This is a genomic window from Lacimicrobium alkaliphilum (assembly GCF_001466725.1).
Taxonomy (GTDB): Bacteria; Pseudomonadota; Gammaproteobacteria; order Enterobacterales; family Alteromonadaceae; genus Lacimicrobium; species Lacimicrobium alkaliphilum_B.
Genome location: NZ_CP013650.1, coordinates 1,720,864 through 1,745,853, shown reverse-complemented (window position 1 = coordinate 1,745,853; position 24,990 = coordinate 1,720,864). Strand labels below are relative to the sequence as shown.

Genomic DNA, 24,990 nt, shown 5'->3' with positions numbered 1-24,990 from the left:
ACTTGGTAAACTTGCCTAATAGTTAACATTAAATGTAATAAAATTACAAGATTGAGGCCGGTTTTTTCTCAGCAGAGAAAATAATTTGCCGATTCTGCGGGTAAATCCCCCGCAAATCTGTTAAAAAATTACAGATACTGTTTTACACATTATAAGTAGAAGCTGTCATCACTATGAACATTTTAGAAAAAATTACCCAGAGTCAGGCCGTTTTCAGTAAATCTGAACGCAAAGTAGCCGAAGTCATACTGGCCGATCCCCAGACAGCCATCCATTCAAGTATTGCCACCCTGGCGAAACAGTCTAATGTCAGCGAGCCCACGGTTAACCGGTTCTGCCGGCGCCTGGATACCAAAGGCTTTCCGGATTTCAAACTGCATCTGGCCCAAAGCCTGGCTAACGGCACGCCTTATGTAAACCGGCATGTTGAGGAGTCAGACGGGCCACAGGAATATACCAAGAAGATTTTCGAGTCCACCATGGCCTCCTTAGAAGTGGCACGCCAGTCACTGGATATCAATGTGATCAACCGGGTGGTGGATCTGCTGACTCAGGCGCAGAAGATTTCTTTTTTTGGTCTGGGCGCCTCAGCTTCAGTGGCACATGATGCACTGAACAAATTCTTCCGTTTCAATGTGCCGGTGATCTACTTTGATGACATTCTGATGCAACGCATGAGCTGTATGAACAGCTGTGAAGAAGATGTTGTGGTGCTGATTTCACATACAGGTCGCACCAAAAGTCTGGTGGAAATTGCCCAGATTGCGCGCGGCAATGATGCCACAGTCATCGGCATCACCTCTAAAGACAGCCCGCTGGCAAAAGAATGCTCACTGGTGATCTCACTGGATGTGCCGGAAGATACTGACATGTATATGCCAATGGCCTCCCGTATCGCACAGTTGACCCTTATTGATGTGCTTGCCACTGGCTTCACCCTGCGCAGGGGCACTAAATTCAGGGAGAACCTTAAACGGGTTAAAGATACCCTGCGAGAGTCCCGTTACGACAGAAAACAGCAGTAGCAGATAACCGGCGCGCACAGCCGTTCTGCTTTACCTTCGAGACAATCATAGGTGTCAGAACATCCAGTCATTGCTATTCTGGCGTCAGAACTCGTCTAATCGTCAAAATATTTCACATTAACAGCCTTTTCCGCTAAAATTTTGTAATAAAATTACAAAAAACACTATCCTTCATGTAGTCTTATCGAAAGCTGATATTCTGTGAACTGTGACAAGAGAGACATTCCCCATGTTAAGAAGAACTAAAATCGTAGCCACCCTGGGTCCCGCGACTGACACTGAGCAATCCATAGAAGCCGTGATTGCTGCAGGCGCAAATGTAGTCAGAATGAACTTTTCCCACGGCACCGCTCAGGATCATATTGAACGCGCTAAAAAAGTTAGAACCGTGGCGCAGAAACTGGGTAAGTATGTCGCCATACTGGGCGATCTTCAGGGGCCTAAAATTAGGGTAGCCCGCTTTAAACAGGGTGCTGTAGAGCTGGCGGTAGGCGACAACTTCAGTCTCGATGCCGACATGGATAATGACAGCGGGGATGCCCATTGTGTCGGTATCGATTACAAAGCTCTGCCCGCTGATGTCAGCACCGGAGATATACTGCTACTCGATGATGGTCGTATACAGCTGAAAGTCACCGATGTTCAGGGTAACAGAGTTAATACCGAAGTCACGGTGGGCGGGAAACTGTCAAATAACAAAGGCATCAACCGTCTCGGTGGCGGGCTTTCCGCAGAAGCACTGACAGAGAAAGACAAACAGGATATTAAGACAGCCGCCGCCATGTCGGTTGACTACCTGGCAGTTTCTTTCCCCCGTAATGGTGACGATTTGCGTTATGCCAGAAGACTGGCAGAGGAAGCGGGTTGTAAAGCCAAGATTTGCGCCAAGGTTGAGCGCGCAGAAGCCGTGGCCAGTGACGAGGCCATTGACGATGTGATTATTGCCAGTGATGCGGTAATGGTGGCCCGCGGCGATCTCGGAGTCGAGATTGGCGATGCAGAACTGGTCGGCGTGCAGAAAAAACTGATCTCCCGTTCCCGCCAGCTTAACAAAGTTGTGATCACCGCCACGCAAATGATGGAATCCATGATATCAAGCCCGATGCCTACCAGGGCAGAAGTGATGGATGTAGCCAATGCCGTGCTTGATGGAACAGATGCAGTGATGCTTTCTGCTGAGACTGCAGCGGGCCAGTTCCCGGTAGAAACTGTCAAGGCCATGGCGAGGGTTTGTGAGGGTGCAGAAACCCACCCGAGCGTACAAATCTCCAAGCATCGCATGGACGAGCATTTCACCTCTATCAGTGAAACAACAGCATTATCTGCGGTCTATGCAGCAAATCACCTGTCGACGATTAAAGCCATTGTTGCACTGACGGAAAGTGGTGGCACGGCTAGGCTGATGTCCAGGATCACCAGCTCATTACCCATTTACGGCCTCTCCCGCCATCAAAGTTCACTCAATGTGATGGCGTTGTATCGTGGGGTGAAACCGGTATTTTTTGACTCAACCCAATGCCCGCCCGGTAAACTCAAACAGACTGTCATTGACTGTCTCAAAGAGCACGGCCTGGTGCAATCCGGAGATCAGTTCATTATGACCTACGGAGATGAAATGGAAACCGAAGGCGCCACTAATGGCTGTAAGATTGTTACGGTATCCTGAAACGTCCTGAAATCTTAATCACCAGAGTTCATATCCGCCAGGAATGCCGGCATTTTTTCCGCCGGCATTGGCCGGGCATACAGAAATCCCTGCGCCAGATCACAGCCTAAATCCCTGACCAGTTTATCCTGCTCCGGGGTTTCCACTCCTTCTACCACGACTTTTAATCCTAACCGATGTCCCACTGTAATCATGGCCTGCATAATCGCCATGTCACTATCATTCTCCATCGCGTGATGAAGAAAGCTTCGATCAATCTTCAGGCTGCACACTGGTAACTTACGCAAATAAACCAAAGATGAGTAACCGGTACCGAAATCATCAATAGAAATGTGTACGCCAGCCTGTTTAAGCCTTTCCAGTTGGCCTATTTGCTCTTCATCGCCACCTATTACTTCATTTTCTGTCAATTCCAGACCCAGCTGACTTGGATCCAGCCCATAATCCTGCAGTGTGCGCAAAATATGATCGGCCAGGTGATGATTCGTCAGTTGTCGGCCCGAGAGGTTAATGTCTATTCTCGTCTTTTCCAGTGCCGTGCCCTGCCAGGCACGCAACTGCTTACAGGCGGCGTCCAGAACCCAGTCTCCTATGCGATTAATCAGGCCTGACTTTTCCGCCACAGGAATAAAGATTGCGGGAGAAACAGGCCTGGCCTTATCATCAAAGCACCGCAACAGTGCTTCACAGGAACCCATGTCTGACGAGTTCAAATCCATCTGTGGTTGAAAATAGAGTTGCAGACTATCTGCAACAATGGCCCGTCGTAGCAGTGCCGTTATATCCTGATAGTGAACCAACCGGTCATTAATATCCGAGGTATAGAAACAGATGCTGTTTTTACCCTTCCCTTTTGCCTGATACATGGCGGCATCTGCGTTACCCATCAGTTCAGCGACCGTTACCCCATCATCAGGAAAAAGGCTGACACCAAAGCTGGCTGTCACCTGGTAACAGTCTCCATCCAGCACAAACCCCTTATCAAGGGCATTGATCAGGCGCTGCAGCAGTTCATGAATGCCCTCAGCCCCTTCAAAGTCGAGTAACAACAAAACAAACTCATCCCCGCCGAATCGGGTAAGCAGATCACAGTCCCTGATTTCTGCTTTCATCGCGTCAGCAACCTGCTTTAATAACTGATCGCCGAAATGGTGGCCGAGGGTGTCATTGATCAGTTTAAAATTATCCAGGTCAATAAATACAACCGCCATGTCCCGTTTAAATCGTCCTGCCTCTGCCAGACGTGCTGATAACTCCACTTCCATCAATCTGCGATTAGGTAATTGAGTTAAATCGTCGAAGCTGGCCATTTTACGCAGATCTTCCCTGGCCTTTTTCTGCTCCTGCAAACTGATATCGATGCAAAACATTTCGCAGTCACCGCTATCCTGCTTAATCATCACATGACTGGAATAAACAGGCACAAAATGACCATCTTTGTGTTGCAGTTCAATTTCTTCTGCCGGTATGCTGATGTTTTTATCCAGCCAGTTCTGGTGTGCTTTAATCACGTCCTTATGCATAAAGTCCGGAATGATAAGATCTTCAAGTAGACGCCCCTGAGCTTCTTCCCTGGTATAACCATACAGACGCCGACTTGCCTCGTTCCAGTATATAACCTGACGCTTTTTGTTATAGCCCTGGACCGCGACCATTGGCAGGCTTTCAATCAGTTCATAAAACTTCTGCTCACTCTGTTTAACAGCGGAAAGCGACTCCCCATTATTGATGGCGGAGAGCGGGGGCATCGTCTGGCCATGGTTTTCAAGCATTATCTGTATCTCCTTATACCCTCTCAGTAACAAACAATACAGTAACTGTATCTGCTGTTACTCAGTATTACCTGAGGGTTATCAGTACAGTTTAGGTAACTTTTTGAAAGAAATGGAAATAATACTGTTAGGAAAATATACATCTGAAGACTTCAGGGCATAAAAAAAGCCCGTTCATTACTGAACGGGCTTTAGAATATGGCGTCCCCTAGGGGATTACTCCGGGCTCTCCCTGCCCTGCGCCCTTCGGGCCGTGCTAAGCACGTTCTAAATTGTTCCCTACAATTTAGTCGAACCGCAGGGGTTCTCACCCCTATGCGACACAATCAATTTTGTGTGCATTTCAGTTCTTAGATATGGCGTCCCCTAGGGGATTCGAACCCCTGTTACCGCCGTGAAAGGGCGGTGTCCTAGGCCTCTAGACGAAGGGGACAAGGACTTTCTAAACTATTTCTTACCCACCGGCGCTCTGAATCCCCTGGGGATTACTCCGGACATCCTGTCCTTCGCCCTTCGGGCCAGCCTGCGGCTGTTCTAATTTGCTCCCGGCAAATTAGTCGAACTCTGTTACCGCCGTGAAAGGGCGGTGTCCTGGGCCTCTAGACGAAGGGGACAAGGACTTTGGTATTTCCCACTGGCGAAATACTTAATCTTGGTGGAGCTAGGCGGGATCGAACCGCCGACCTCTTGCATGCCATGCAAGCGCTCTCCCAGCTGAGCTATAGCCCCTAAAAACTACTTTACTGAAGGGCTGCGTCCAAGTGAGACACCCAATGATGTGTTCACCTTCAGTTCTGGAATATGGCGTCCCCTAGGGGATTACTCCGGGCTCTCCCTGCCCTGCGCCCTTCGGGCCAGCCTTCGGCTGTTCCAAAACGCTCCCGGCGTTTTAGTCGAACCGCAGGGGTTCTCACCCCTGTGTGACACAATCAATATTGTGTCCACTTTCAGTTCTGGAATATGGCGTCCCCTAGGGGATTCGAACCCCTGTTACCGCCGTGAAAGGGCGGTGTCCTAGGCCTCTAGACGAAGGGGACAAGGACTTTCTAAACTCTTTACTACAACGCTTCCTTAAATTTCGGACTCGTTGTTCGAACTGCGGATTCTCACCCTTATGTGACACAATCAATTGTGTGTGCACTTTCAGTTCTTATATATGGCGTCCCCTAGGGGATTCGAACCCCTGTTACCGCCGTGAAAGGGCGGTGTCCTAGGCCTCTAGACGAAGGGGACAGGACTTTTGTATTTCGCGCTGGCAAAATACCTAATCTTGGTGGAGCTAGGCGGGATCGAACCGCCGACCTCTTGCATGCCATGCAAGCGCTCTCCCGGCTGAGCTATAGCCCCGGCATTGCCGTTATCTGACAGCGGGGCGCATTCTAGGCACCCCCCCTTTTTATGTCAACGCTTTTTTTAAGAATTTTCTCTGTTTGCTATATAATTGAGCGCTTTGTCTAAACGCTGTTCAACTTGTTTAATATTCAACAAATTCAAGGTGATATCTAAAGAAGGCGAATTCCCTGAACCTGTAACCGCTACCCTTAACGGCATACCAACTTTCCCCATACCCACACCTAATTCATCAGCCGTGTCATTGATCGCCTGGTGCAGACTTTGAGGCTCCCAGCTTTGCACGGCCAACAGCTTAACCTTTACGATTTCCAGCGCTTCTCTGGCCACTGGACGTAAATGTTTCTTCGCCGCTTTCTCGTCAAATTCATCAAAATCCTCATAGAAATAGCGGCTGACCTCGGCCAGTTCTTTTAAAGTCTTTACCCGATCAGCCTGAATCTCTATTACCTGTTCCAATGTCGGCCCCTTACTGGTATCTATACCTTGTTGCCGGAAATGCCACTGTGCATGTTTCGCCACCTCGCTTGCCGGCAACGATTTAATATAGTGCTGATTGAGCCAAATCAGTTTCTCCGTGTTGAAGGCGGAAGCGGACTGGCCAATATCATCCAGGCTGAAATGCTCGATCATTTCATCAACGCTAAAGATTTCCTGATCACCATGGGACCAGCCCAGCCTGACCAGATAATTCAGCAAGGCCTGAGGCAAAAAGCCATCATCCCGATACTGCATTACCCCAACGGCACCATGACGCTTGGAAAGCTTCTTACCATCGTCCCCCAGAATCATGGATACATGAGCATATTCCGGCACCGGGGCACCTAAGGCCTTGAGAATGTTGATCTGTCTGGGGGTATTATTGATATGGTCTTCCCCTCGCACCACATGAGATATCCCCATATCCCAGTCGTCCACCACCACACAGAAGTTATACGTAGGAGTACCATCAGTGCGCTGAATAATCAGATCATCCAGTTCATTATTACTGATTTCGATCTTGCCACGAATATGATCTTCTATGACCACACTGCCCTGCTGGGGATTCTTAAAACGAATTACATAATCACCCGACTGCTCTGAAGCATCACGGCATTTACCATCATATTTAGGTTTAACACCTTGCTCCATCTGCGTTTCACGCAACTTTTCCAGTCGCTCTCTGGAGCAATAACACTTATAAGCTTTTCCCTCATCCAGCAATTTCTGGATGATTTCCCTATAGCGATCAAAGCGCTTAGTTTGATAGTAAGGACCCTCATCCCAGCTCAGCCCCAACCATTCCATACCTTCAAGAATCGCATCTATGGCCGCCTGTGTTGAACGTTCAATATCCGTATCTTCAATTCTCAACACAAATTTTCCGCCCTGACTCTTAGCATATAGCCAGGAATAGAGTGCTGTGCGCGCTCCGCCTACATGGAGGTAACCTGTGGGACTTGGCGCAAAACGGGTAACCACTGTCATTGTCTGTATCTTCCTAGGATTGATTGGGTAAGTAATGCTGGCGCATTTTAACAGCCTTGTGTTCAGAAACCTATCTCCCACCGGCTCCCGACCTGATATTCAGCAAATAGCAGAGTTTAAATGCGCACCCTGTTGGCTTTTTATACTGTCTGGGTGCTTTTTATCCATTCAGTTGTACTTTTGCAATTTAGAGTTGACAGCTTAAACAGCCTCCCTATAATACGCCTCCACTTGCCGAGGATAACTTGGTGAGTCAGAAAACGAGCGGATGGTTAGCTCAGCTGGGAGAGCACCGCCCTTACAAGGCGGGGGTCACTGGTTCGAACCCAGTACCATCCACCATTTTCATGAATTGTTGTTAGATACGTCAGGCGGTGCCAGCACCACCCACTCTTTTTAACAACACGGTGGTGACTGATTAAAACCCAGTACCATCCACCATTTTTAAATATAACTCGTTTTTTAAAGGTTATAACTTCTTTCCCTGGATGGTTAGCTCAGCTGGGAGAGCACCGCCCTTACAAGGCGGGGGTCACTGGTTCGAACCCAGTACCATCCACCATTTCCCTTACTATACTGAATGAAATACAGGTCGGTGCCAGCACCACCCGCTCCCGTTACAACACGGGCATCACTGATTCCAGCCCGGTACCATCCACCATTTCCTTTACTATTCTGAATGAAATACAGGTCGGTGCCAGCACCACCCGCTCTTATTGCAACACGGGCATCACTGATTCCAACCCAGTACCACCCACCATTTCCCTTACTAAACTGAATGAAATACAGGTCGGTGCCAGCACCACCCGCTCCCGTTACAACACGGGGGTCACTGGTTCGAACCCAGTACCATCCACCATTTTCCTTAATATTCCAAATGTAATATAGGTCGGTGCCAGCACCACCCGCTCTCGTTACAACACGGGCATCACTGATTCCAACCCGGTACCACCCACCATTTCCCTTACTATACTGAATGAAATACAGGTCGGTGCCAGCACCACCCGCTCTTATTGCAACACGGGCATCACTGATTCCAACCCGGTACCATCCACCATTTCCCTTACTATACTGAATGAAATACAGGTCGGTGCCAGCACCACCCGCTCCCGTTACAACACAGGGGTCACTGATTCCAACCCGGTACCATCCACCATTTCCTTTAATATACTGAAACCTCTGTGCCCCCATGTCTTTGTGGTGAGCAGGCTCTTCTGTATATTTCGTGGTTAAAACAGCCTGTCAGCGGTTAATTTCGTCTTTTTCCTTATTTCCACACTGCAATCTACGATAAACTACTTACAGCATTGTGATTTTTAGACGGGTTATGGACGCAAAACTGGCTTCATCATGTAAGGTACTGATCGTTGATGATCAGGTTCTGGCGCAAGGATATATGAAATATGCTCTGGAAGAGCTCGGCTTGCGTAACGTTACCTATGTCGACAAGGCCACCAGTGCCCTTAAATATGTTGAAGAAGAGCACTTTGACCTGATTGTCTGCTCATACAACCTGAAAAAGGATCAGGATGGGTACTATCTCTACGACCAGTTGAAAAGTACCAATGCCCTGCCCCTTAGTACCGCTTTTGTGTTTATCAGTGCCGACACCAGTTCCGAGCTGGTGCACAGCATTATTGAACTGCAACCAGATGACTTTCTTGCTAAACCCTTTAGCGTCAAAGATCTCGACAAGCGTCTGACCAAAGTACTTAAGCGCAAACGTGCCCTGCGCAACGTCTATCAACTGATGGAAAAAGATGAATTGCACAAGGCTCTGGATGAAGTCGAGAATTTCCTCACCAATCCTGATAACGCCGAGTTCTTCCCACTGGCACTAAAAACCAAAGGTGAACTGTTACTGGCCTGCGATATGACCGAACAGGCGAGAGATTTTTATCGCGCCATTATTAATGTGCAGCCTTTTGCCTGGGCACAGTTGGGGCTGGTCAATGCGCTGATTAAACTTGATGAAGACGAAGAAGCGGAAAAGCTCATACTACAACTGGCTTTTAAGCCAGATTCACAGCTGATGGCTTACGATCTACTTTATGGTCTGAATGTAAAACAGGAGGACTTCGAGTCAGCGCTGGAGACCGTGCTGATGGCCTCGGAAATCTCCCCTCGCAACCTGCGCCGCCATAATGCAGCAATCGCCTTGTCCCGGCTCACTCATGACTACGAGACCCAGTTTGAAGCCGCCAAACGTATCGTTAAATTTGCCAAACACTCAATCCACGACAAGCCGCAAAATTATATCAATGTGGCCCGCGCCGGTATTGATTTTGCTATGACAGCTGATGACAAAGATACAGCTAACCTGATCAAACAGGCCAACGATTATATCCGCCAGTTCCAGATTGCCTTTCCCAAAACGGAACTGCAGGAGCAAATGAAGGTGATTAACGCAAGATTGCTGTATCTGCAGGATGAGAAAGAAAGAGCGCGCACACTGATAGAGCAACTCAGCGGTGATTCACTGGATACCGATGATTTTGAAGATTTACTCGACAAAGCCAAGGTATTTCACGCACTTGGCCTGTACGAACGCTGTCTGGAGGTGCTCGACGAAATAGAGCTGCGTTGTCAGCGCAATCCGGAACAAGGAGAGCTTTTCCTTCGCTATATTAAACAAGAGAAGAAAGAAAAAACGGCCATCAGACAAACACCGAAAGAGCTCAATAACAGTGCCGTGGACTACTATCAGAAAGGCGAACTCGACAGCGCCATGCGCAGCTTCAGGCAAGCCTATACGCTGATGCCCAAGAATGCGTCCATTGCGCTGAACCTGCTGCAGGCCATCGTGATGAAAGCAAAAGAGCAAGGCATATCTGAACATGCTAATACGGTGGTCAAACGCTGTATCAGCACAATAGAAAATGGTCAGCTCAACGAAGAGCAGGAACAACGTTATCTCAGAGTCAAATCCTTTCTACAGGAAGTGATTTAATGCCGCACCGGTTCGCCTGTTTCAATGCGTCGCAATAAATTTCCTGTCGATCCTGATCAGCCCGTTCCCTGGTCGGTTATCTGGCAGCTGCTACCTTACTTGCGCGAATTTAAGGGCCGCATTGTTCTTGCCATGTTGTGCCTTGTGGGTGCCAAGCTGGCCAGCGTTGGTATGCCTTTTATCCTTAAACATGTGGTCGACAATCTCAATCTCGAAAAAGGCGTACAGACACTGCTTGCCGTTCCCCTGATGTTGATCCTGGCCTATGGTCTGTTACGACTGTTCAATGTACTTTTTGGTGAGCTGCGCGACACCTTGTTTGGCCGGGTTACCGAACGGGCCATGCGTCGTCTCGGATTACAGGTCTTCGAACACCTGCACCGTCTGGATCTCGACTTTCACCTGAACCGTCAGACCGGCGGACTATCAAGGGATATTGAGCGGGGCACCACCGGCATCGGCTTTCTGATGCGCTTTATGGTGTTTAATATCGTTCCCACCCTGCTCGAAATCGCCATGGTAGTCGGCTTGTTGTTCTATCACTATGGAGTCAGCTTTGCGGTCATTATTCTCGCCTCGGTGATCTGTTATGTGGGATTTTCTGTCAGAGCTACCCACTGGCGCACCCAGTACGTGCGCGAAGTGAATCAGGCCGACTCATCAACCAACTCCAGAGCCATCGACAGCCTGCTGAACTATGAAACGGTAAAATACTTTAACAACGAAACCTATGAAGCCCGTCGTTATGACCAGGACCTGGCTGGCTGGGAGCAGGCCCGACGTAAAAACCGCTTATCGCTGTTTGTACTCAATGGCGGCCAGGCTCTGGTGATAGCCAGTGCCATGACCGCGATGATGCTGATGGCCGCCAATGGCGTGGTAGAGGAACGGATGACCATAGGTGATTTTGTTTTGATCAATGCCTTTACCATGCAGATATTTATGCCGCTGAATTTCCTAGGCTTTGTGTATCGCGAAATTCGCGGTGCGCTGGCAAATATTGAAAACCTGTTCAAGCTGCTGGATAAACAACCGGCGATTGCCGATGCACCTGATGCTCAGGATCTTAAGGTAGAGGGTGGCGGCATCCGTTTTCAACAGGTGAGTTTCCGTTATCAGTCTGACCGCCCTATTCTCAGACAGGTTGATTTTACTGTCAGCCCGGGCCAGAAAGTCGCCATTGTGGGTGAGTCCGGTGCCGGTAAGTCCACTCTGATCAAACTGCTGTTTCGCTTTTACGACACCATCGAGGGTAAGATTTTGATTGATGGTCAGGATATTGCCGCCGTTACCCAACAATCCCTGCGACAGGCCATCGGCATCGTGCCACAGGACACCGTACTGTTTAATGACAGTATCTTCGAGAATATCCGTTACGCCCGTCCCGATGCCAGTGAGCAGGAGGTACTGGATGCCATCCGCATGGCCCATCTGGATAACTTTATTCGCACGCTGCCCAAAGGGCACCAGACTCAGGTCGGAGAACGGGGCCTGAAGCTTTCAGGCGGTGAAAAACAGCGGGTCGCCATTGCCCGGGTGATCCTCAAACGCCCGCCGATTCTGTTGTTTGACGAAGCCACATCCTCTTTGGATAGCCAGTCGGAGCAAGCCATACTCAAAGCCTTCACAGAGGTCTCCAGCGGCCATACCAGTTTAGTGATCGCCCACCGGCTCTCAACCGTAGTGGATGCAGATAAAATTCTGGTGATGAGTGAAGGCGCAATAGTGGAACAGGGAAACCATCAGCAGTTACTGCAAACCGAGGGTTACTACGCCCGGCTCTGGCATGCCCAGCAGCATCAGCGCCGCGATAAGGAGTCCGGATAATGATGGATAAACAGGCACTGATCGAGGCAGTTAACCAGACTATGCCCTTTGGCAAATATGCCGGTCGCCGACTGCTGGAACTGCCCGAACCCTATCTGGTCTGGTTTGCCGGACAGGGCTTCCCCGAAGGAAAACTCGGTCAGCAACTGGCGCTGATCCATGAAATTAAGGTCAATGGCCTGGAGGCTATGCTCCGGCCTTTATTACGATAACTTCAGAAAATTAATACAGGGCTAATGAGATCCAAATCACAACGTCCGTATCAGATTAAAAAGAGCGGCATTAAAGATAAAAATATTGATCGTCAGATACTCATTCTGCATAAAGCTATGCTGGATAAACTCTGTAAGCAGCCGTCACTGATTACACAGGTTCTGGATACCCTGGAGCAGCGCAGGGAAAGCGGGCGCCTTCGCCATGGTGCCTACCTGACCTGGTATTGTGCTTTGGAGCAACTGCAGCAGGATCCACAATTGATGTACCGTACGCTGCTCGAGGACAGCCCCCGTATGCGAAAGCTCAGACGCAATACTCCCTTAACCGGCATTCTCACAGAACAGGAACGCCAACAGGCCCTGTTTGAGCAGGCCTGCGGGATCCTCAGTATCGACCAGCTATTAAATTAGAGCTGACCAATCATCCTACATCCTGACGCTTAACCCTCTGGCAAGGGCACCGCGATAAGAAAGCCAGGCGGGAAATAAAGCCAGCACAGCGGCCAGCGCAACAATCAGCGCCAGATAACCTAAAGTGGATGCTGACAAAGGTAAAGCACTGATAAACAGCCCGTACTCAGCGGTGATCCAACTTCCCAGCCCCGCCAGCGCTGTGGCTAACAGCACGTAGCCCAGCACCGCCCCTGCCAGTGCAATCAATATGGCTTCCATCTCTATAATCAGCACCACAAAACTGGCATGAGCACCGATAGCCCGCAATACCGCAATTTCTCTCTCCCGCTCACGCATAGATGCCAGTAACATGGTCGTCATACCCAGCATACTGGCCACCAACACCAGTAAGGCAATCAGCGCCAGTGCCCGTTCAGCCATGCCCATCATCTGCCAAAGCTCTGACAGCGCCACGCCGGGAATAATACCCAGCAAGGCTTCATCCTGATACTGATTAACCTTTCTCTGAAAAGTCAGCACGCCGATACGGGACTTAAGCCCCACCAACATGGCGCTGACCGAATCAGGAATTAGATTATCATCAACCCTGTGCTCGCTTTGGTTGTCACTATGCTGATGGCTTCCACTTTCCTCTTTCGGGTGCTGATGATAGGTGTCAGCAGATGAAAGATCGTGCTTATGTTCCTGCTGGCTTTGGAAGGATTTTTGTGGACGGGATAAAGCCGTTCGCTGAGGTGTTTCATGTATCGCTTCAATCGAACTTAACGACACATGCACCGTCTGATCTACAGGCGTACCGGTCGGTGCCAGTATACCTGTCACCTTAAACGGATGGGCATCATGATGGGTAAAGCTGACCTCTCCGGTACCATGGGAAATCACCAGTTCACTACCAACCTTATACCCCAGTTTTGCTGCCACCTCGGCACCCACAACCGCCTCTAGCGCCCCTTCAAATACCTGACCATCCTTTAGCTTCAGTGGCTGTGACTGGCCATACTTAAAATGCTCAAAGTAAGCCGCAGTGGTACCCAGTACCCTGTAACCTTTATGGGAATCTCCCAGAGATAACGGCACCGCCCAGGCTACTTCCTGCGACTGGCTGAGTTTCTGATAACTCTGCCAGGAGATATTGTTGGTTGGATTGCCAATACGAAACACCGAGTACAATAACAGATTGGTGGGGCCGGTTCTGGCACCTACAATCAGATCCACCCCCGAAACCGTGCGGCTGAAACTGGATCGCATCTCATTTTTCAGATGATCCACTCCCAGAATAATAAAGGTACTGACGGCAATAGAGACCACTGTCAGCAACACCGTCAGCTTGCGGCTCCATAAACTGGCTCTGGCAAGGCGAATCAACATAAGATCTCCTCACTGATATTGTTCAGTTCAGACAAATTTTGTTGTTGATCGAAGTGCCCAGCCAGAGTCTTGTCGTGGCTGACAAACACCACGGTGGCCTGATTTTTTTCGCAGCATTGAAGCAGCAAATCCACAAACTGATCCCGTAACTCTGAATCCAACGCCGAGGTAGGTTCATCGGCGATAATAATCTCAGGATGATTCAGCAGCGCTCTGGCCACGGCCACCCGCTGCTGCTGCCCGACACTAAGCTCACCGGCTTTGCGTTCCAGCAGCTCATTGCTTAGTTGTAACTGGCCAGTGATCTGCTGCAGATGCCCGGATTCGGCAGACTCAGCCCGGCCAAACCAGGCTGCCAGCATAATATTCTGCCGTACTGTCATATAAGGCAGTAAATTAAACTGTTGGAAAATCACCCCGATATGCCGGGCCCGGAAGCGATCACGGGCACCGGCTTTGAGACGGGTCAGTTCTTGTGTGAGAACGCTGATACTGCCCTGCTGAGGCGTCAGAATACCACAAAGCAGATTCAGCAAAGTAGACTTGCCACTGCCTGATGGCCCGTACAAAAACACCTTCTGGCCTTTTTCCACCTGCCAGTGTTCAATATTCAGTACCGCCTTGTCCTGCCAGGCAAATTTTACCTTATCAAGCTGAATTACCGGCTCCATCACACCTCGCCCTGAATTGATTTTGTTATAATATAACCTTTACTCGAATAGGTGTCAGCAAAGCGGAGCACACTTATTTAGTACACCGGTGCGAGAAAGACGCCCGGTCATGCCCGAGTGCCGTTAGCGGGCATCCAGTGACCTTTACGAAAGACATGATTAACCACGCAGGCTCAGAGGGCACAGAGAGGCACAGAGATTTGAATGGTTAACCGCTTTGACATTTTTCGTGTTTTTCGTGCCTTTCGGGTGATCAGGTTTTTTCCTGTCGGGATAAATCCCGACCTACATTTTTTCTTGTGATCTCGCTGAGGCGCAAAGGCGCAGAGATGTTAATACCCTTTCCACGCTCTGTGATCTCTGTGGCTCTGTGGTGAAAATGGCTTTTGAGGAGTGTTTTCGTAGACCTTTACTGTCAAAACCCGACCTACATTGCGGGAGCGTTTTAGGACAGCTTTAGCTAGCCCGCGAAGCGGGTGAGTCTCAGGGATGAGACGAACACTAAAGCGCCAGGAGCGCATTAGGACAGCTTTAGCTGGCCTGCGCAGCAGGTTAACTACATGGATGTAGTTAACAAAAAAGCCGCTGAAATCAGCGGCTTTTAAAGAATTCGTCATTTGGCCTGTAAACAAGCCTGTCAGAATTTACTGGGGAACTACGTTAACGGCCTGAGGACCTTTTTGACCTTGTTCTACTTCAAAAGAAACAGATTGGCCTTCTACCAGTGTTTTGAATCCGTCACCAGAGATTGCGCGGAAGTGTACAAACACGTCCTTGCTGCTGTCTGCAGGTGTAATGAAACCAAAACCTTTATCTTCGTTAAACCACTTAACGGTACCAGTTGTTTTTGACATTTAAGTCTCCAAAAAACATATATATATAACTAACGCTCAACACATAATGTGATGAGTAATAATGCCTGCGAATCTGATTAATTATTTGGGCAACACGCAAAGACTTAATGACAAAAACGTTTGAGGTAAATGTAGCAATAGATCTTAAAGCATAACTATGTTGTAAATAACGGGTCTGACGCTGCAGGCCGGGATCTACAATAACAGCTTTTCCCCCTTTGTACAGCTTTAAATAACAATTAAACGAATTACTTAGCGATTTATCAGCGTATTTGCACCTGTTGCAAGGCCTGTTCCAGTGAGTCAAATTCAGTTTCACTGTCGCTGATGCACTCCAGGCGGCTGTCCATGCCTTCCGTCAGCTCACTGGTACTGAGAACACCGTCAACCTGATTAAACACAAACCAGCCCTTTTCCGTGCGCATAATGGCCTTAACACGCTGCATATCCAGCCCTAAAAGCAACGACATCAATGCGGTAAAATTAAAGCACGCAGAGGGCGCGAATACCCAGCCACAGCTATAAAATCCATCGGCACGGGCCTGGCGACGAATAAAACCCGCATCTGGTGCACTGAGGGCCTCCAGCGCTTCAGCACCCTCTTCTGTCCGGTCCCTTTCTGCATTTATCAGCGACTGCCCGAATCCGGCCTTACCCTGCAACCAGTTAGGATCCAACTGTCCCTGAGTGACAGAAGTAATCTCCCCCTGATACCCCAGTTCCAATGCCAATGCTTTTAGTGAATCAGGATCATCAGGCTGATAAAGATCCGACTTATTGGCAATCAATCTGTCTGCTACCTGAATTTGCTGACGAAAAATCGGATGTTCACGGTAGCGCTTATCTTTGGCTTTACGGGCATCAACCAGTGTCAGAGTCTGACGCAGATCAAGAATGCCGCGATAATGCTCTGCACTTAAGTTTTGCAGGACCTCAAGGGGGTGACCCAGGCCTGTGGGTTCAATTAACAGTCGATCGGGCTTGCTTTGCGCCAGCAATAAATTCAGCGCTATTTGCATCGGCAGGCCGGAGGTGCAACACATGCATCCCCCCGGCACTTCTTTGATATACAACTGCTTGTTATCACCATTTTGTCTGAGCATATTGCCGTCAATGCCAACCTCACCAAATTCATTCACCAGCACCGCCCAGATTTCACCCTCCGGTTTGTTGTTCAACAAATGTCTTATGGCGGTAGACTTACCCACGCCAAGAAAGCCGGTGATGATATTGGTGGCAACGGCCCGCTTAATAATCTGCATTAATCATACTCTTAGCTTCCTACCCGTCCGCCACCGGTTTTGGTGATCACCACCACAGAAGGCCTTGGCGGCATGTCGGGGTCAAAATCCGGCCAGCGGGTGGAGGGCTGCTCAAAGCTGCTCTTGTCACCGGGATGCTGAACCGCACAAAAAAAGTTTTCAGAGTCGGGGGTGAAAAACGGCCCGCACAGTTCTGCACCAACCGGCGTACGTAAAAACCGCTTGGTCAGCGCCCGTCGCTCCCCTTCCACCTCGCAGGCCCAGACCCCGTCAGCCATTTGATATTGCTCGGCACCGTCGGTGGCAATCCAAAGGTTACCCAGTTTATCAAAAGTACAGTTGTCCGGATTCGCCAGCCAGCCATTTTCGCTGATATCCGGATGATACCGGGTGCCCTGCTCATCCTTAGGGCCTGCGATCAGCAACATCTCCCAGGTGAAATGTTCTTTGCTGTGATCGCCATCAACCGGACTGAGTTCAAGGATCTGACCCGCGCGATTTTTCGCTCTCGGGTTAGGACCATCACGCTGCTCTTCGCTGCGACGGCTGTTGTTAGTCAGCATTACATAGACCTTACCGTTGACCGGATTCACTTCCACATCTTCGGGCCTGTCCATCGGCGTAGCGCCCAGTAAATCGGCGGCCCTGCGACAATCCAGTAGTACATCGCCCTGACTGCTGAAACCATTTTCTTCGCTCAGAGGGCCTTGTCCAAATATCAGTGGCAGCCATTGCATAGTGCCATCATCACTGAAGCGGGCACAGTATAATGTTCCCTCATCCAGCAACTGCAGATTAGCCATGCGATTGTCGGGCTGATAGATATTCTTGCTGACAAACTTATACAGGTATTCAAACTGCTCATCATCGCCGCTGTAAGCCACTACATGGCCATCGGTATTGATAAACACGTTAGCCCCTTCATGTTTATAGCGCCCCAGTACGGTCCGCTTTTTCGGCACAGATTGTGGATCAAAGGGGTCGATTTCCACTATCCAGCCCACATGCAAAGGTTCGGCCGGGGTCTGACTCATGTCCCAGCGATTAAAGTGCCTTGACCAGCTGCCACGATGTTTTTCAGTCATACCAAAGCGTTGGTAGTTTTCCTGCTCACCTGAGTCTTTAAAATCACCGCCAAAGAAGAAATCCACATTTTCTTCACCGGTCAGGATAGTGCCCCAGGGCGTGACACCACCGGCACAGTTACCATAGGTTCCCAGTGTACGGACCCCATCGGCGCTGTCGGCGGTAATAAGCCGGGAGTTGCCGGCCGCCGGGCCGGTCATCTGCATTTCCGTTTGAGGGGTAATACGGCGGTTGTATTCTGAGTCCAGAATAAGCTGCCACTGGCCGTCAGGACGCTTTTCAATTTCCACCACACTGAGGCCATGGGCCATCATGTCATTTAGCGCCATATCCTTATCCAACTGATTCCGCTCAGGTGAACCGGGATACATCATGCTGGGTCGCGTATACTCATGATTGACCACCAGCAAACCATGGTCAGAGTTATCTGAACCCAGCGGCAGAGACACAAAACCAACAAAGTCATTGTTATAACCAAATTGCTGCATCTGCCGTTCAGCACTTTGTTGCGAAGGATCAAACTCTGGTGCACCACTGAACAGCGGATCCCCCCAACGCACCAGTACCTGAGCCTGATACCCTTGTGCCACCGCCAGATGCTTGTCCAGACCATGTGCCAGCTCGGTAAAACTCAACGTGCCCTGCTCAGCCACTGACTCAGCAGCTTGTTTGGCAGCCGGGGCAGGCACACCACAACCGGCCAGCATTATCGCACTGCCACCCAGTCCCAGTCCCTTGAGCGCGTGGCGGCGGGACAGACGGGCGGCGAGGATATGGGCAAAAGCTGGCGCACGGTTTTGTTTCGGTTTTTGTTCAGGCATCAATTGTCTCTGATTTAATTATCTGAAAAGTTTGCGTAAAAGTGTTTCACAAAATAATGACAAAACCTTTAACAGGAGAAAGTTTGCTCAGCCCATATGACCTGTTGTCAGACTCAAGATCAGGTGCTTGTTCCGGACTAATCTCTGTCAGTGCCAGCCCATGCCCGCTGCCACGGCACAAAACAGCACCACCAGGTAAGGCGGAATCTTCCAGAACATCAACATGGCAAAAGCCAGCAATACCAGAGAAAAATCCAGGGCAGTAAGGATTCCGCTTTGCCAGACTGGCTGATAGAAAGCCGCCAGCAGAATCCCCACTACAGCGGCATTAATCCCCTTCAGCGCCTGCTGCACGGCAGGAAAACGCCGTAGTGATGACCAGAAAGGTAGCGCCCCCATTACCAGCAAAAAGGCCGGCAAAAATATCGCTATCAGCGCCACCGAAGCGCCGACACCCCCGGAAACCGGCCCCTGCGCAGCCCCCCCTAGAAACGCGGCAAAGGTAAACAGCGGCCCGGGCACAGCCTGCGCTGCACCATATCCGGCCAGGAAGGTGTCATTGCTGACCAATCCCATTGGCACGACTTCGGCCTGTAACAGGGGCAGCACCACATGCCCCCCACCAAACACCAGCGCCCCGGCACGATAAAAACGATCAAACAGTTCCAGTAACGGATTGCCGGTGCTGGTTGCCAGCAGCGGCAATAAAGTCAACAGCACGACGAAAACCAACAACAGTAAACCACCGGTTCGTTTGCTCAGCGGTACTGTCATTGCATCATGCTGTGGATGATGCTCAGAACTGCTCAGCAGCCACCACCCCGCCAGACCACCGGCAACGATTAACGCTATCTGAGCTCCCACACCCGGCAACATCAACAACACCACTGCGGATAGCACGCCAATACTGATACGGGGCAGATCAGGGCATAAACTTCGCCCCATTCCCCAAAGGGCCTGCGCGACGACGGCCACGGCCACCACTTTCAGGCCATGCAGCCAGTCACTGCCAAAATATTGCGTTATTTCGCCGGAATACAGCGCAAATAGCAGCATGATAACAGCAGATGGCAAGGTAAAGCCCAGCCAGGATGCCAGAGCACCGCGGATGCCGCCCCATTGCAAACCCAGACCAATCCCCACCTGACTGCTGGCCGGTCCTGGCATAAACTGACACACCGCCACCAGCTCAGCATAAGCCTGTTCACTCAGCCATTTACGCTTTTCGACAAATTCGTGCCGGAAATACCCCAGGTGTGCCACCGGGCCACCAAAGCTGGTTAACCCCAGGCGTAAAAATATGCCTAATAGGGTAAAAAAACCAAGTCTGGGAATTTTCTCTGAAGCCATCTCAAATACCGCTATATATCCGGATATAGTTAACAAAACAGACTAAAGGATTCACCGCAGCCAATCACTAAAATTCCGGGAGAATTTCAGGACAGCTTCAGCTGGCCCGCGGAGCGGGTGAGCTACATGGACGTAGCTCACAAAAAAGGTGACCTGCGCCACCTTTTATTATTCAACGTAAAACAGCATCAGTGATCGTGCCCATCTTCTTCTGCACCAATCCCCAACCAGAGGAGCTTATCCGGGGTAAAATCCAGTTCCAGCTCACCGCTGATTTCTGCACTGTCAAGATCCACATTAACGACATGGCCGGCAATGGGATCGGAGATATACACTACATCTTGTGCATGAGATATCGTCATTGAAAAGCTACTGCCCTCAGGCATCTCTTCTGCTTCCTCACTGACATGCACTTTGGCGCCGAATTCCCAGGAAGACTCTTCTTCTTCCTCACCTTCGTGCTCATGATCATGATGCTCAAGGATGGTCAGATGACCGCTGTCATCCAGCACCACAAAGCCTTCACCATGTTCGACAAAGCCATAGCCTACAGGGCGGGCGCTGTCTTCATTCTGCCAGTCAATACTGGTTATTTCGCCATGTTCAGGATCAATTGAGAACAACGCCGTACCGGCGATGCCGATAAAGGTCCCGTTATCATGATGGCCAATCAGGCTACCGACGCGCATGCCTTCGGCAAAGTCCCCGGTATTAGCAATTTTGCTGGCAGCAAAGTTATTACCGTCCTGTTCAATCACTACCACACCGTCTGTACAGGCAAAACTTATAAAATCATGGTTCTGTGCGCTACCGTGTAAGCCCGGGCAACTGACATCAAACACCTGTTCCATATCGAAGTGATCATCGTGCTGATGGAAAAGCGCAATCTTATCAGGCAACGAACTGTCACTGTCGGCATCACGCACCGTGGAGATCAGGTACTCACCACGGGCCTGAGCAGCACCGTGCATATTGACGTTGTAGTGCAGTAACGAAAATTCCCCATTTTCCTCGACAGTGTGCTCACCAAAGACAGCAACTGCGGCAGGAATACCTGCATCTGCGTTACCGTCAAAAAATACCGCCGTTTGCCCTTCACCATGAGTAATATGAGTGGGTCGGCTGTCATTAAGCGAAAACTCTGCCATGGCAGGGTCTTGTTCAAAGGTATCGAAGTGATCACCATGTTCTTCCTGCCATAGTCCACCATCGATGAACTCCACCAGATCCTGGTTGCGCTGCACCAGCATAGCGTATCTGGAACCGGAAGTGGCGTGCAAGGCGCTAACCGGATTGATGGTAGTAAAGTCAGCCAACAAATCGTTATCATTTAAATCAAAAACACTAACCTGATTGGCATCTTTTGCACTGACGACCAGGCGACCAGCATTGCCCTCTGCGTCACCATGGTCGTGATCATCATCATCATGGTCGTCTTCAACAATTGGCTCTTTTTCCACAATTGTGGTGGTAGCATCACCACAGCCACCCAGTAGTGCGGCAGATACCATCAGGGCCAATAAACTCACTTTGGATTGCATCATTCTTATTCCCTTATATTTTCGACTGAATATTTTGACGCAGAGAGCATTGCACTCTCTGCCTGAACTAAATCAGAAATAACCGCGCACGCCGACAGCCAGAGAACGACCCGGTAAAGGTGCGATATCTTTTAAGAAAGAGGTGTGTACCCTGGCCTCTTCATCGGTCAGGTTGCTACCTTTAAGATAAAACGCCAGCTCATTGCCGTTCAGCGGCAGGTGATAGGTGACACTGGCATCGAGCAGGGTATAACCGGCAGTCTCCGTTTCCAGTTCGGCTATCTTGTCCTGTTTAAAGTAGCGGGTCAGGCCAATATCAGCGCTAATCTGATCCTGTTCATATTTAAGGTTGGCACCAAGACGAAGGGGCGGTGTCCTTGGTAAATCGCCACCCTGCTTTAATCTGGCACGGATATAATCACCCTGTACCACCAGTTTGAACGGCGCATTAATCTGCCAGCTTAGCTGGGCCTCAAAACCATGCAGAATCACATCTTCCTGTGCGAAGATAAATACCGGTAGTTCATCAGCATGTAGCTCCTCTTCAGCCCCATGTTCTTCCTCTTCATGACCATGCTCATCTTCACCGTGGTCATGCCCGTCTCCGGCAAACAACCCGGTAGCACGCTGATAGTAAAAGTCATCAGCCTGGTTATAAAAGGCATTCAGAATAAAGCCAAAATCGCCGCTGATTTTTCGTAAACTGATGTCCAGGTTTGTAGAAGATTCCAGATCAACCTGCTTATCGGTTACATCAAGATAAGGTTCACCATCTTCATCTTCAAACAGTCCGAAAATGGCTCCCACTTCAAAACTGTTGGTACCGATATGAGGTCCGAAAGACAACAGTTCTGCCGCAGAAGGAGCCCGTTGAGAACGTGACAAAGATACCCCAAGGTTATATCCGGGGTGAAAATCCCACACCAGACCTGCAGACAGGCTGTAGGGTTCGAATTCATGTTTAGCAGTGAACACCCGTGTCAGCTCATCTCCGTGCTCATCTTCATCTCCATGTTCATCTGCATGCTCTTCATCACCATGCACCGCAGATGCTGGCAAGCGCACCTGATCTGCATTAATTTCAACTCTCTCAATACGGGCACCCAATTGCACCAGCACATCACCGAAATGCTTTTCCTCCATCCAGGCTAATGCCAGCATTTCGGTATCTGAAGGCGGCGCAAACGCCTCATCCCCCTGCGCTTCAAAGTCACTCTGTTTGTAATGCAAACTCAGGCCACCACGCCAATCATGATAATGCTGGTGTAAGAGCTCGACCCGGGCTTCTTTGCTGTTGTTTTTAAACAAGGTGCCGATTTCACCATTTTCAATTTCTGCATGCTCATAATCGGTATAGGCAAATTTGGTATTAACACCGCTGATAAAAGCATGATCAAAACTCAGTTCACTTAAAAGCTGAAATCTGTCCTGCTGCATATCGGCATAAACGGTTTCTTCGCCCTCAGCCTCCTCATCATGGTCATGCTCCTCTTCATCACCATGTGCATGACCGGGAATGCCATATTCGCGATCCATACGACCATAGGAGAAACCAACAAAGCCATTGTCTAATAAATAACTGCCACCTAAGGTAAAGCCCTGAGATTCTGATGCCGTATTTTCTACCCGGCCATAACCTTCTTCGTCCTCTTCATGAGCATGATCGTCGTGCTCTGACTCTGTTTCTGCATGGCCAGGGATACGGTAGTCATCACTCTCGCGCCAGAATCCATCCAGATACAGACCAAGATTTCCGCTGCCGCTGTTTAAGGAAGCCGATGCCAGTTTCTGACTATTTACCGAATCCCGCTCCAGGGTCGCTTCTCCACGCGTAACGGTGTCTTTGGGAACACGGTTGTCCACCACATTCACCACGCCGCCTATGGCACCGCTGCCATAAAATAAGGTAGAGGGGCCTCGCAGCACTTCAATCTGGGTAGCGGTACTGGTCTCGGACGACACCAGATGATCAGGCCCTACCCGGGACGCATCACCAGCGTCCAGGCCATTTTGTGTAATCATCACTCTGGGACCGTCAAGCCCGCGGATGATTGGGCTGCTGGCAACAGAAGCGTAGAAACTACTATGCACCCCCACTTCGTTTTTAAGGGTATCGCCTAAGGTAGAGGCCTGGCGCATCCGCAAGGAGTCGCCTGCCAGCACACTGACCGGAATAGAGGATTCCAGTGCCGAGGAATGAAAAGGTGTGGCGGTGACATCCACCACTTCAATACTGGTATTAAGCATGGTCAGCTTAAGATCTTTAAGACCTTCTTCGGGAACCTGAACGTCCTGATTCAGATGCGAAAAACGCCGGGCTGACAGATGTAATTCCAGTGTCCCGGCCCGGACCTTATCAAACTGAAACCTGCCCTGCTGATCAGATGTCTGGGTCTGATTGGTACCCATAATTTGGATCCTGGCACCTGCCACAGGCACGCCGTCAGAATCTGTGATACGACCTTCCAGAGACTGGGCTGCGGCGAGAGGAGAAAGCAAGGCTCCGATAGTAGCAGCCAGTGTTGTTAGTTTTTTCATCTTACTCCCGAACAATGTTATATCATAACCAAAACAAGGCGGACGACTTAGCCAGCATTGGCAAAAATAAGTATAAAGCCATTTTATCGCCGCTCAACTTCCAATATGTTATATTATAACAATTACGGAATTCAACTCTTTTATCGGAAACAGGACAAACAGCGTAAAAATGCCGACAGGCAACAGCAGCCTGCCAACGCTAAAATTCCGGGAGAGTCTTAGGACAGCTTTAGCTGACCCGCAAAGCGGGTGAGCTACATGGACGCAGACGAACACTAAAACTCCGGGAGAGTTTTAGGACAGCTTCAGCTGGCCCGCGAAGCGGGTGAGTCTCAGGGATGAGACGAACAAAAATGGCGCCAGAAGGCGTTATGCATGTCAGTTAAAGATATCTAACTATTGAAAGTTGACTTAAACGAGACATCGACCTCCCTGTCTTTTATGTCTCTCGTCCCTTCGAGCCAGTTACCTTTGTAAGGACACAAAGGTAACCGAAAAGTCCCTCGCTCAGGACAGCTTCTGATCCCGTTTTCTAAGCAGGCTTACTTATCGCACCGGCCTTAGGTAACATCCATGTAAGGGTAGCGGCCTCTGGCGAACGTCCCTGTTCGCCAGTGCGGTAAGCCCGCTTCTGCAACGGGACGCTATATTCGCGGTTAAGGCGGCGAAGCCGCCTCTTAATTCCCCCTTAAAACGCCACGTCCGGGCAGGGTGATGTGGAAAAGGTGGATAATTTTCAGGGATGAAAATTAAGCGGAGACTGAACTTCGGACGTGAATCTCCGCGACCGGCTTTCGCCATGACCGGACTTTA

Annotated in this window: 16 protein-coding genes and 7 tRNA genes; 8 read left to right on the top strand and 15 right to left on the bottom strand. The window is 49.8% G+C overall.

Going from position 1 to position 24,990, the window contains the following annotated elements; translation table 11 throughout:
* The first annotated feature begins 173 nt into the window (after positions 1 to 173).
* A complete protein-coding gene (locus AT746_RS07980; protein WP_062478802.1) occupies positions 174 to 1,025 on the top strand; it encodes a MurR/RpiR family transcriptional regulator in 852 nt (283 codons plus the stop codon).
* A 229-nt stretch (positions 1,026 to 1,254) separates the two neighbouring features.
* Complete coding sequence (pyk, locus tag AT746_RS07975; RefSeq protein ID WP_062478800.1) at positions 1,255 to 2,691, top strand: pyruvate kinase; 1,437 nt, start codon at positions 1,255 to 1,257, stop codon at positions 2,689 to 2,691.
* 14 nt (positions 2,692 to 2,705) lie between these two features.
* Here the strand turns inward: pyk and AT746_RS07970 are convergent, their stop codons facing one another.
* From AT746_RS07970 to gltX, 7 genes are all read right to left on the bottom strand, one after another.
* Positions 2,706 to 4,463: a putative bifunctional diguanylate cyclase/phosphodiesterase gene (locus tag AT746_RS07970; RefSeq protein ID WP_231731046.1), complete on the bottom strand. Its 1,758-nt coding sequence runs from the start codon at positions 4,461 to 4,463 to the stop codon at positions 2,706 to 2,708.
* Positions 4,464 to 4,820: 357 nt separating this feature from the next.
* A tRNA-Glu gene (locus AT746_RS07965) sits at positions 4,821 to 4,896 on the bottom strand.
* Positions 4,897 to 5,116: 220 nt separating this feature from the next.
* Positions 5,117 to 5,192: transfer RNA gene (locus AT746_RS07960), tRNA-Ala, on the bottom strand.
* 232 nt (positions 5,193 to 5,424) lie between these two features.
* Positions 5,425 to 5,500: transfer RNA gene (locus AT746_RS07955), tRNA-Glu, on the bottom strand.
* Positions 5,501 to 5,620: 120 nt separating this feature from the next.
* Positions 5,621 to 5,696 (bottom strand) — tRNA-Glu (locus AT746_RS07950).
* 38 nt (positions 5,697 to 5,734) lie between these two features.
* Positions 5,735 to 5,810 (bottom strand) — tRNA-Ala (locus tag AT746_RS07945).
* A 66-nt stretch (positions 5,811 to 5,876) separates the two neighbouring features.
* Entirely contained in the window at positions 5,877 to 7,280 is a 1,404-nt protein-coding gene (gene gltX / locus AT746_RS07940; RefSeq protein ID WP_062478796.1) for a glutamate--tRNA ligase, read from the bottom strand.
* Positions 7,281 to 7,546: 266 nt separating this feature from the next.
* Here gltX and AT746_RS07935 point away from each other — a divergent pair.
* The 6 genes from AT746_RS07935 (at position 7,547) to AT746_RS07910 (ending at position 12,683) form a co-directional block, all read left to right on the top strand.
* Positions 7,547 to 7,622 (top strand) — tRNA-Val (locus tag AT746_RS07935).
* 144 nt (positions 7,623 to 7,766) lie between these two features.
* Positions 7,767 to 7,842, top strand: a tRNA-Val gene (locus AT746_RS07930).
* A gap of 765 nt (positions 7,843 to 8,607) precedes the next feature.
* Positions 8,608 to 10,230 carry a response regulator gene (locus AT746_RS07925; RefSeq protein ID WP_062478793.1) on the top strand — a complete coding sequence of 541 codons (1,623 nt, stop codon included), beginning with the start codon at positions 8,608 to 8,610 and terminating at the stop codon, positions 10,228 to 10,230.
* 24 nt (positions 10,231 to 10,254) lie between these two features.
* Positions 10,255 to 12,057: an ABCB family ABC transporter ATP-binding protein/permease gene (locus AT746_RS07920; RefSeq protein ID WP_062478789.1), complete on the top strand. Its 1,803-nt coding sequence runs from the start codon at positions 10,255 to 10,257 to the stop codon at positions 12,055 to 12,057.
* A gap of 2 nt (positions 12,058 to 12,059) precedes the next feature.
* Positions 12,060 to 12,269, top strand: coding sequence for a DUF3820 family protein (locus tag AT746_RS07915; RefSeq protein WP_062484082.1), 210 nt, complete (start codon positions 12,060 to 12,062; stop codon positions 12,267 to 12,269).
* A gap of 24 nt (positions 12,270 to 12,293) precedes the next feature.
* Positions 12,294 to 12,683 carry a hypothetical protein gene (locus tag AT746_RS07910; RefSeq protein ID WP_062478785.1) on the top strand — a complete coding sequence of 130 codons (390 nt, stop codon included), beginning with the start codon at positions 12,294 to 12,296 and terminating at the stop codon, positions 12,681 to 12,683.
* 15 nt (positions 12,684 to 12,698) lie between these two features.
* Here AT746_RS07910 and AT746_RS07905 read toward each other — a convergent pair whose 3' ends face one another.
* The 8 genes from AT746_RS07905 to AT746_RS07870 all read right to left on the bottom strand — a co-directional run bounded on the left by AT746_RS07905 (position 12,699) and on the right by AT746_RS07870 (position 24,177).
* Positions 12,699 to 14,054, bottom strand: coding sequence for an ABC transporter permease (locus AT746_RS07905; protein ID WP_062478782.1), 1,356 nt, complete (start codon positions 14,052 to 14,054; stop codon positions 12,699 to 12,701).
* Positions 14,048 to 14,725 carry an ABC transporter ATP-binding protein gene (locus AT746_RS07900; RefSeq protein ID WP_062478779.1) on the bottom strand — a complete coding sequence of 226 codons (678 nt, stop codon included), beginning with the start codon at positions 14,723 to 14,725 and terminating at the stop codon, positions 14,048 to 14,050. The genes AT746_RS07905 and AT746_RS07900 overlap by 7 nt, the downstream gene beginning before the upstream one ends.
* Before the next feature lie 644 nt (positions 14,726 to 15,369).
* The gene (gene cspE, locus AT746_RS07895; RefSeq protein WP_062478776.1) at positions 15,370 to 15,579 is read right to left on the bottom strand and encodes a cold-shock protein; all 210 of its coding nucleotides are present in this window, start codon (positions 15,577 to 15,579) and stop codon (positions 15,370 to 15,372) included.
* Positions 15,580 to 15,842: 263 nt separating this feature from the next.
* Positions 15,843 to 16,841: a CobW family GTP-binding protein gene (locus AT746_RS07890; RefSeq protein ID WP_062478773.1), complete on the bottom strand. Its 999-nt coding sequence runs from the start codon at positions 16,839 to 16,841 to the stop codon at positions 15,843 to 15,845.
* An 11-nt stretch (positions 16,842 to 16,852) separates the two neighbouring features.
* A complete protein-coding gene (locus tag AT746_RS07885; protein ID WP_062478770.1) occupies positions 16,853 to 18,748 on the bottom strand; it encodes a PhoX family protein in 1,896 nt (631 codons plus the stop codon).
* A 147-nt stretch (positions 18,749 to 18,895) separates the two neighbouring features.
* Positions 18,896 to 20,098 (bottom strand): chromate efflux transporter, encoded by a 1,203-nt coding sequence (gene chrA, locus AT746_RS07880; protein ID WP_062478767.1) that lies wholly within the window; start codon positions 20,096 to 20,098, stop codon positions 18,896 to 18,898.
* A 188-nt stretch (positions 20,099 to 20,286) separates the two neighbouring features.
* Positions 20,287 to 21,642, bottom strand: coding sequence for a hypothetical protein (locus AT746_RS07875; protein ID WP_062478763.1), 1,356 nt, complete (start codon positions 21,640 to 21,642; stop codon positions 20,287 to 20,289).
* A gap of 69 nt (positions 21,643 to 21,711) precedes the next feature.
* On the bottom strand, positions 21,712 to 24,177 hold the full coding sequence (locus AT746_RS07870; RefSeq protein WP_062478760.1) for a TonB-dependent receptor: 2,466 nt from the start codon (positions 24,175 to 24,177) through the stop codon (positions 21,712 to 21,714).
* Positions 24,178 to 24,990: the final 813 nt, after the last annotated feature.

What these genes read in the sequence shown, in the direction of transcription:
- AT746_RS07980 (WP_062478802.1), top strand. Translation starts at nt 174, where the DNA reads ATGAACATTTTAGAAAAAATTACCCAGAGTCAGGCCGTTTTCAGTAAA.
- pyk (WP_062478800.1), top strand. Translation starts at nt 1,255, where the DNA reads ATGTTAAGAAGAACTAAAATCGTAGCCACCCTGGGTCCCGCGACTGAC.
- AT746_RS07970 (WP_231731046.1), bottom strand. Translation starts at nt 4,463, where the DNA reads ATGCTTGAAAACCATGGCCAGACGATGCCCCCGCTCTCCGCCATCAAT.
- gltX (WP_062478796.1), bottom strand. Translation starts at nt 7,280, where the DNA reads ATGACAGTGGTTACCCGTTTTGCGCCAAGTCCCACAGGTTACCTCCAT.
- AT746_RS07925 (WP_062478793.1), top strand. Translation starts at nt 8,608, where the DNA reads ATGGACGCAAAACTGGCTTCATCATGTAAGGTACTGATCGTTGATGAT.
- AT746_RS07920 (WP_062478789.1), top strand. Translation starts at nt 10,255, where the DNA reads ATGCGTCGCAATAAATTTCCTGTCGATCCTGATCAGCCCGTTCCCTGG.
- AT746_RS07915 (WP_062484082.1), top strand. Translation starts at nt 12,060, where the DNA reads ATGGATAAACAGGCACTGATCGAGGCAGTTAACCAGACTATGCCCTTT.
- AT746_RS07910 (WP_062478785.1), top strand. Translation starts at nt 12,294, where the DNA reads ATGAGATCCAAATCACAACGTCCGTATCAGATTAAAAAGAGCGGCATT.
- AT746_RS07905 (WP_062478782.1), bottom strand. Translation starts at nt 14,054, where the DNA reads ATGTTGATTCGCCTTGCCAGAGCCAGTTTATGGAGCCGCAAGCTGACG.
- AT746_RS07900 (WP_062478779.1), bottom strand. Translation starts at nt 14,725, where the DNA reads ATGGAGCCGGTAATTCAGCTTGATAAGGTAAAATTTGCCTGGCAGGAC.
- cspE (WP_062478776.1), bottom strand. Translation starts at nt 15,579, where the DNA reads ATGTCAAAAACAACTGGTACCGTTAAGTGGTTTAACGAAGATAAAGGT.
- AT746_RS07890 (WP_062478773.1), bottom strand. Translation starts at nt 16,841, where the DNA reads ATGCAGATTATTAAGCGGGCCGTTGCCACCAATATCATCACCGGCTTT.
- AT746_RS07885 (WP_062478770.1), bottom strand. Translation starts at nt 18,748, where the DNA reads ATGCCTGAACAAAAACCGAAACAAAACCGTGCGCCAGCTTTTGCCCAT.
- chrA (WP_062478767.1), bottom strand. Translation starts at nt 20,098, where the DNA reads ATGGCTTCAGAGAAAATTCCCAGACTTGGTTTTTTTACCCTATTAGGC.
- AT746_RS07875 (WP_062478763.1), bottom strand. Translation starts at nt 21,642, where the DNA reads ATGATGCAATCCAAAGTGAGTTTATTGGCCCTGATGGTATCTGCCGCA.
- AT746_RS07870 (WP_062478760.1), bottom strand. Translation starts at nt 24,177, where the DNA reads ATGAAAAAACTAACAACACTGGCTGCTACTATCGGAGCCTTGCTTTCT.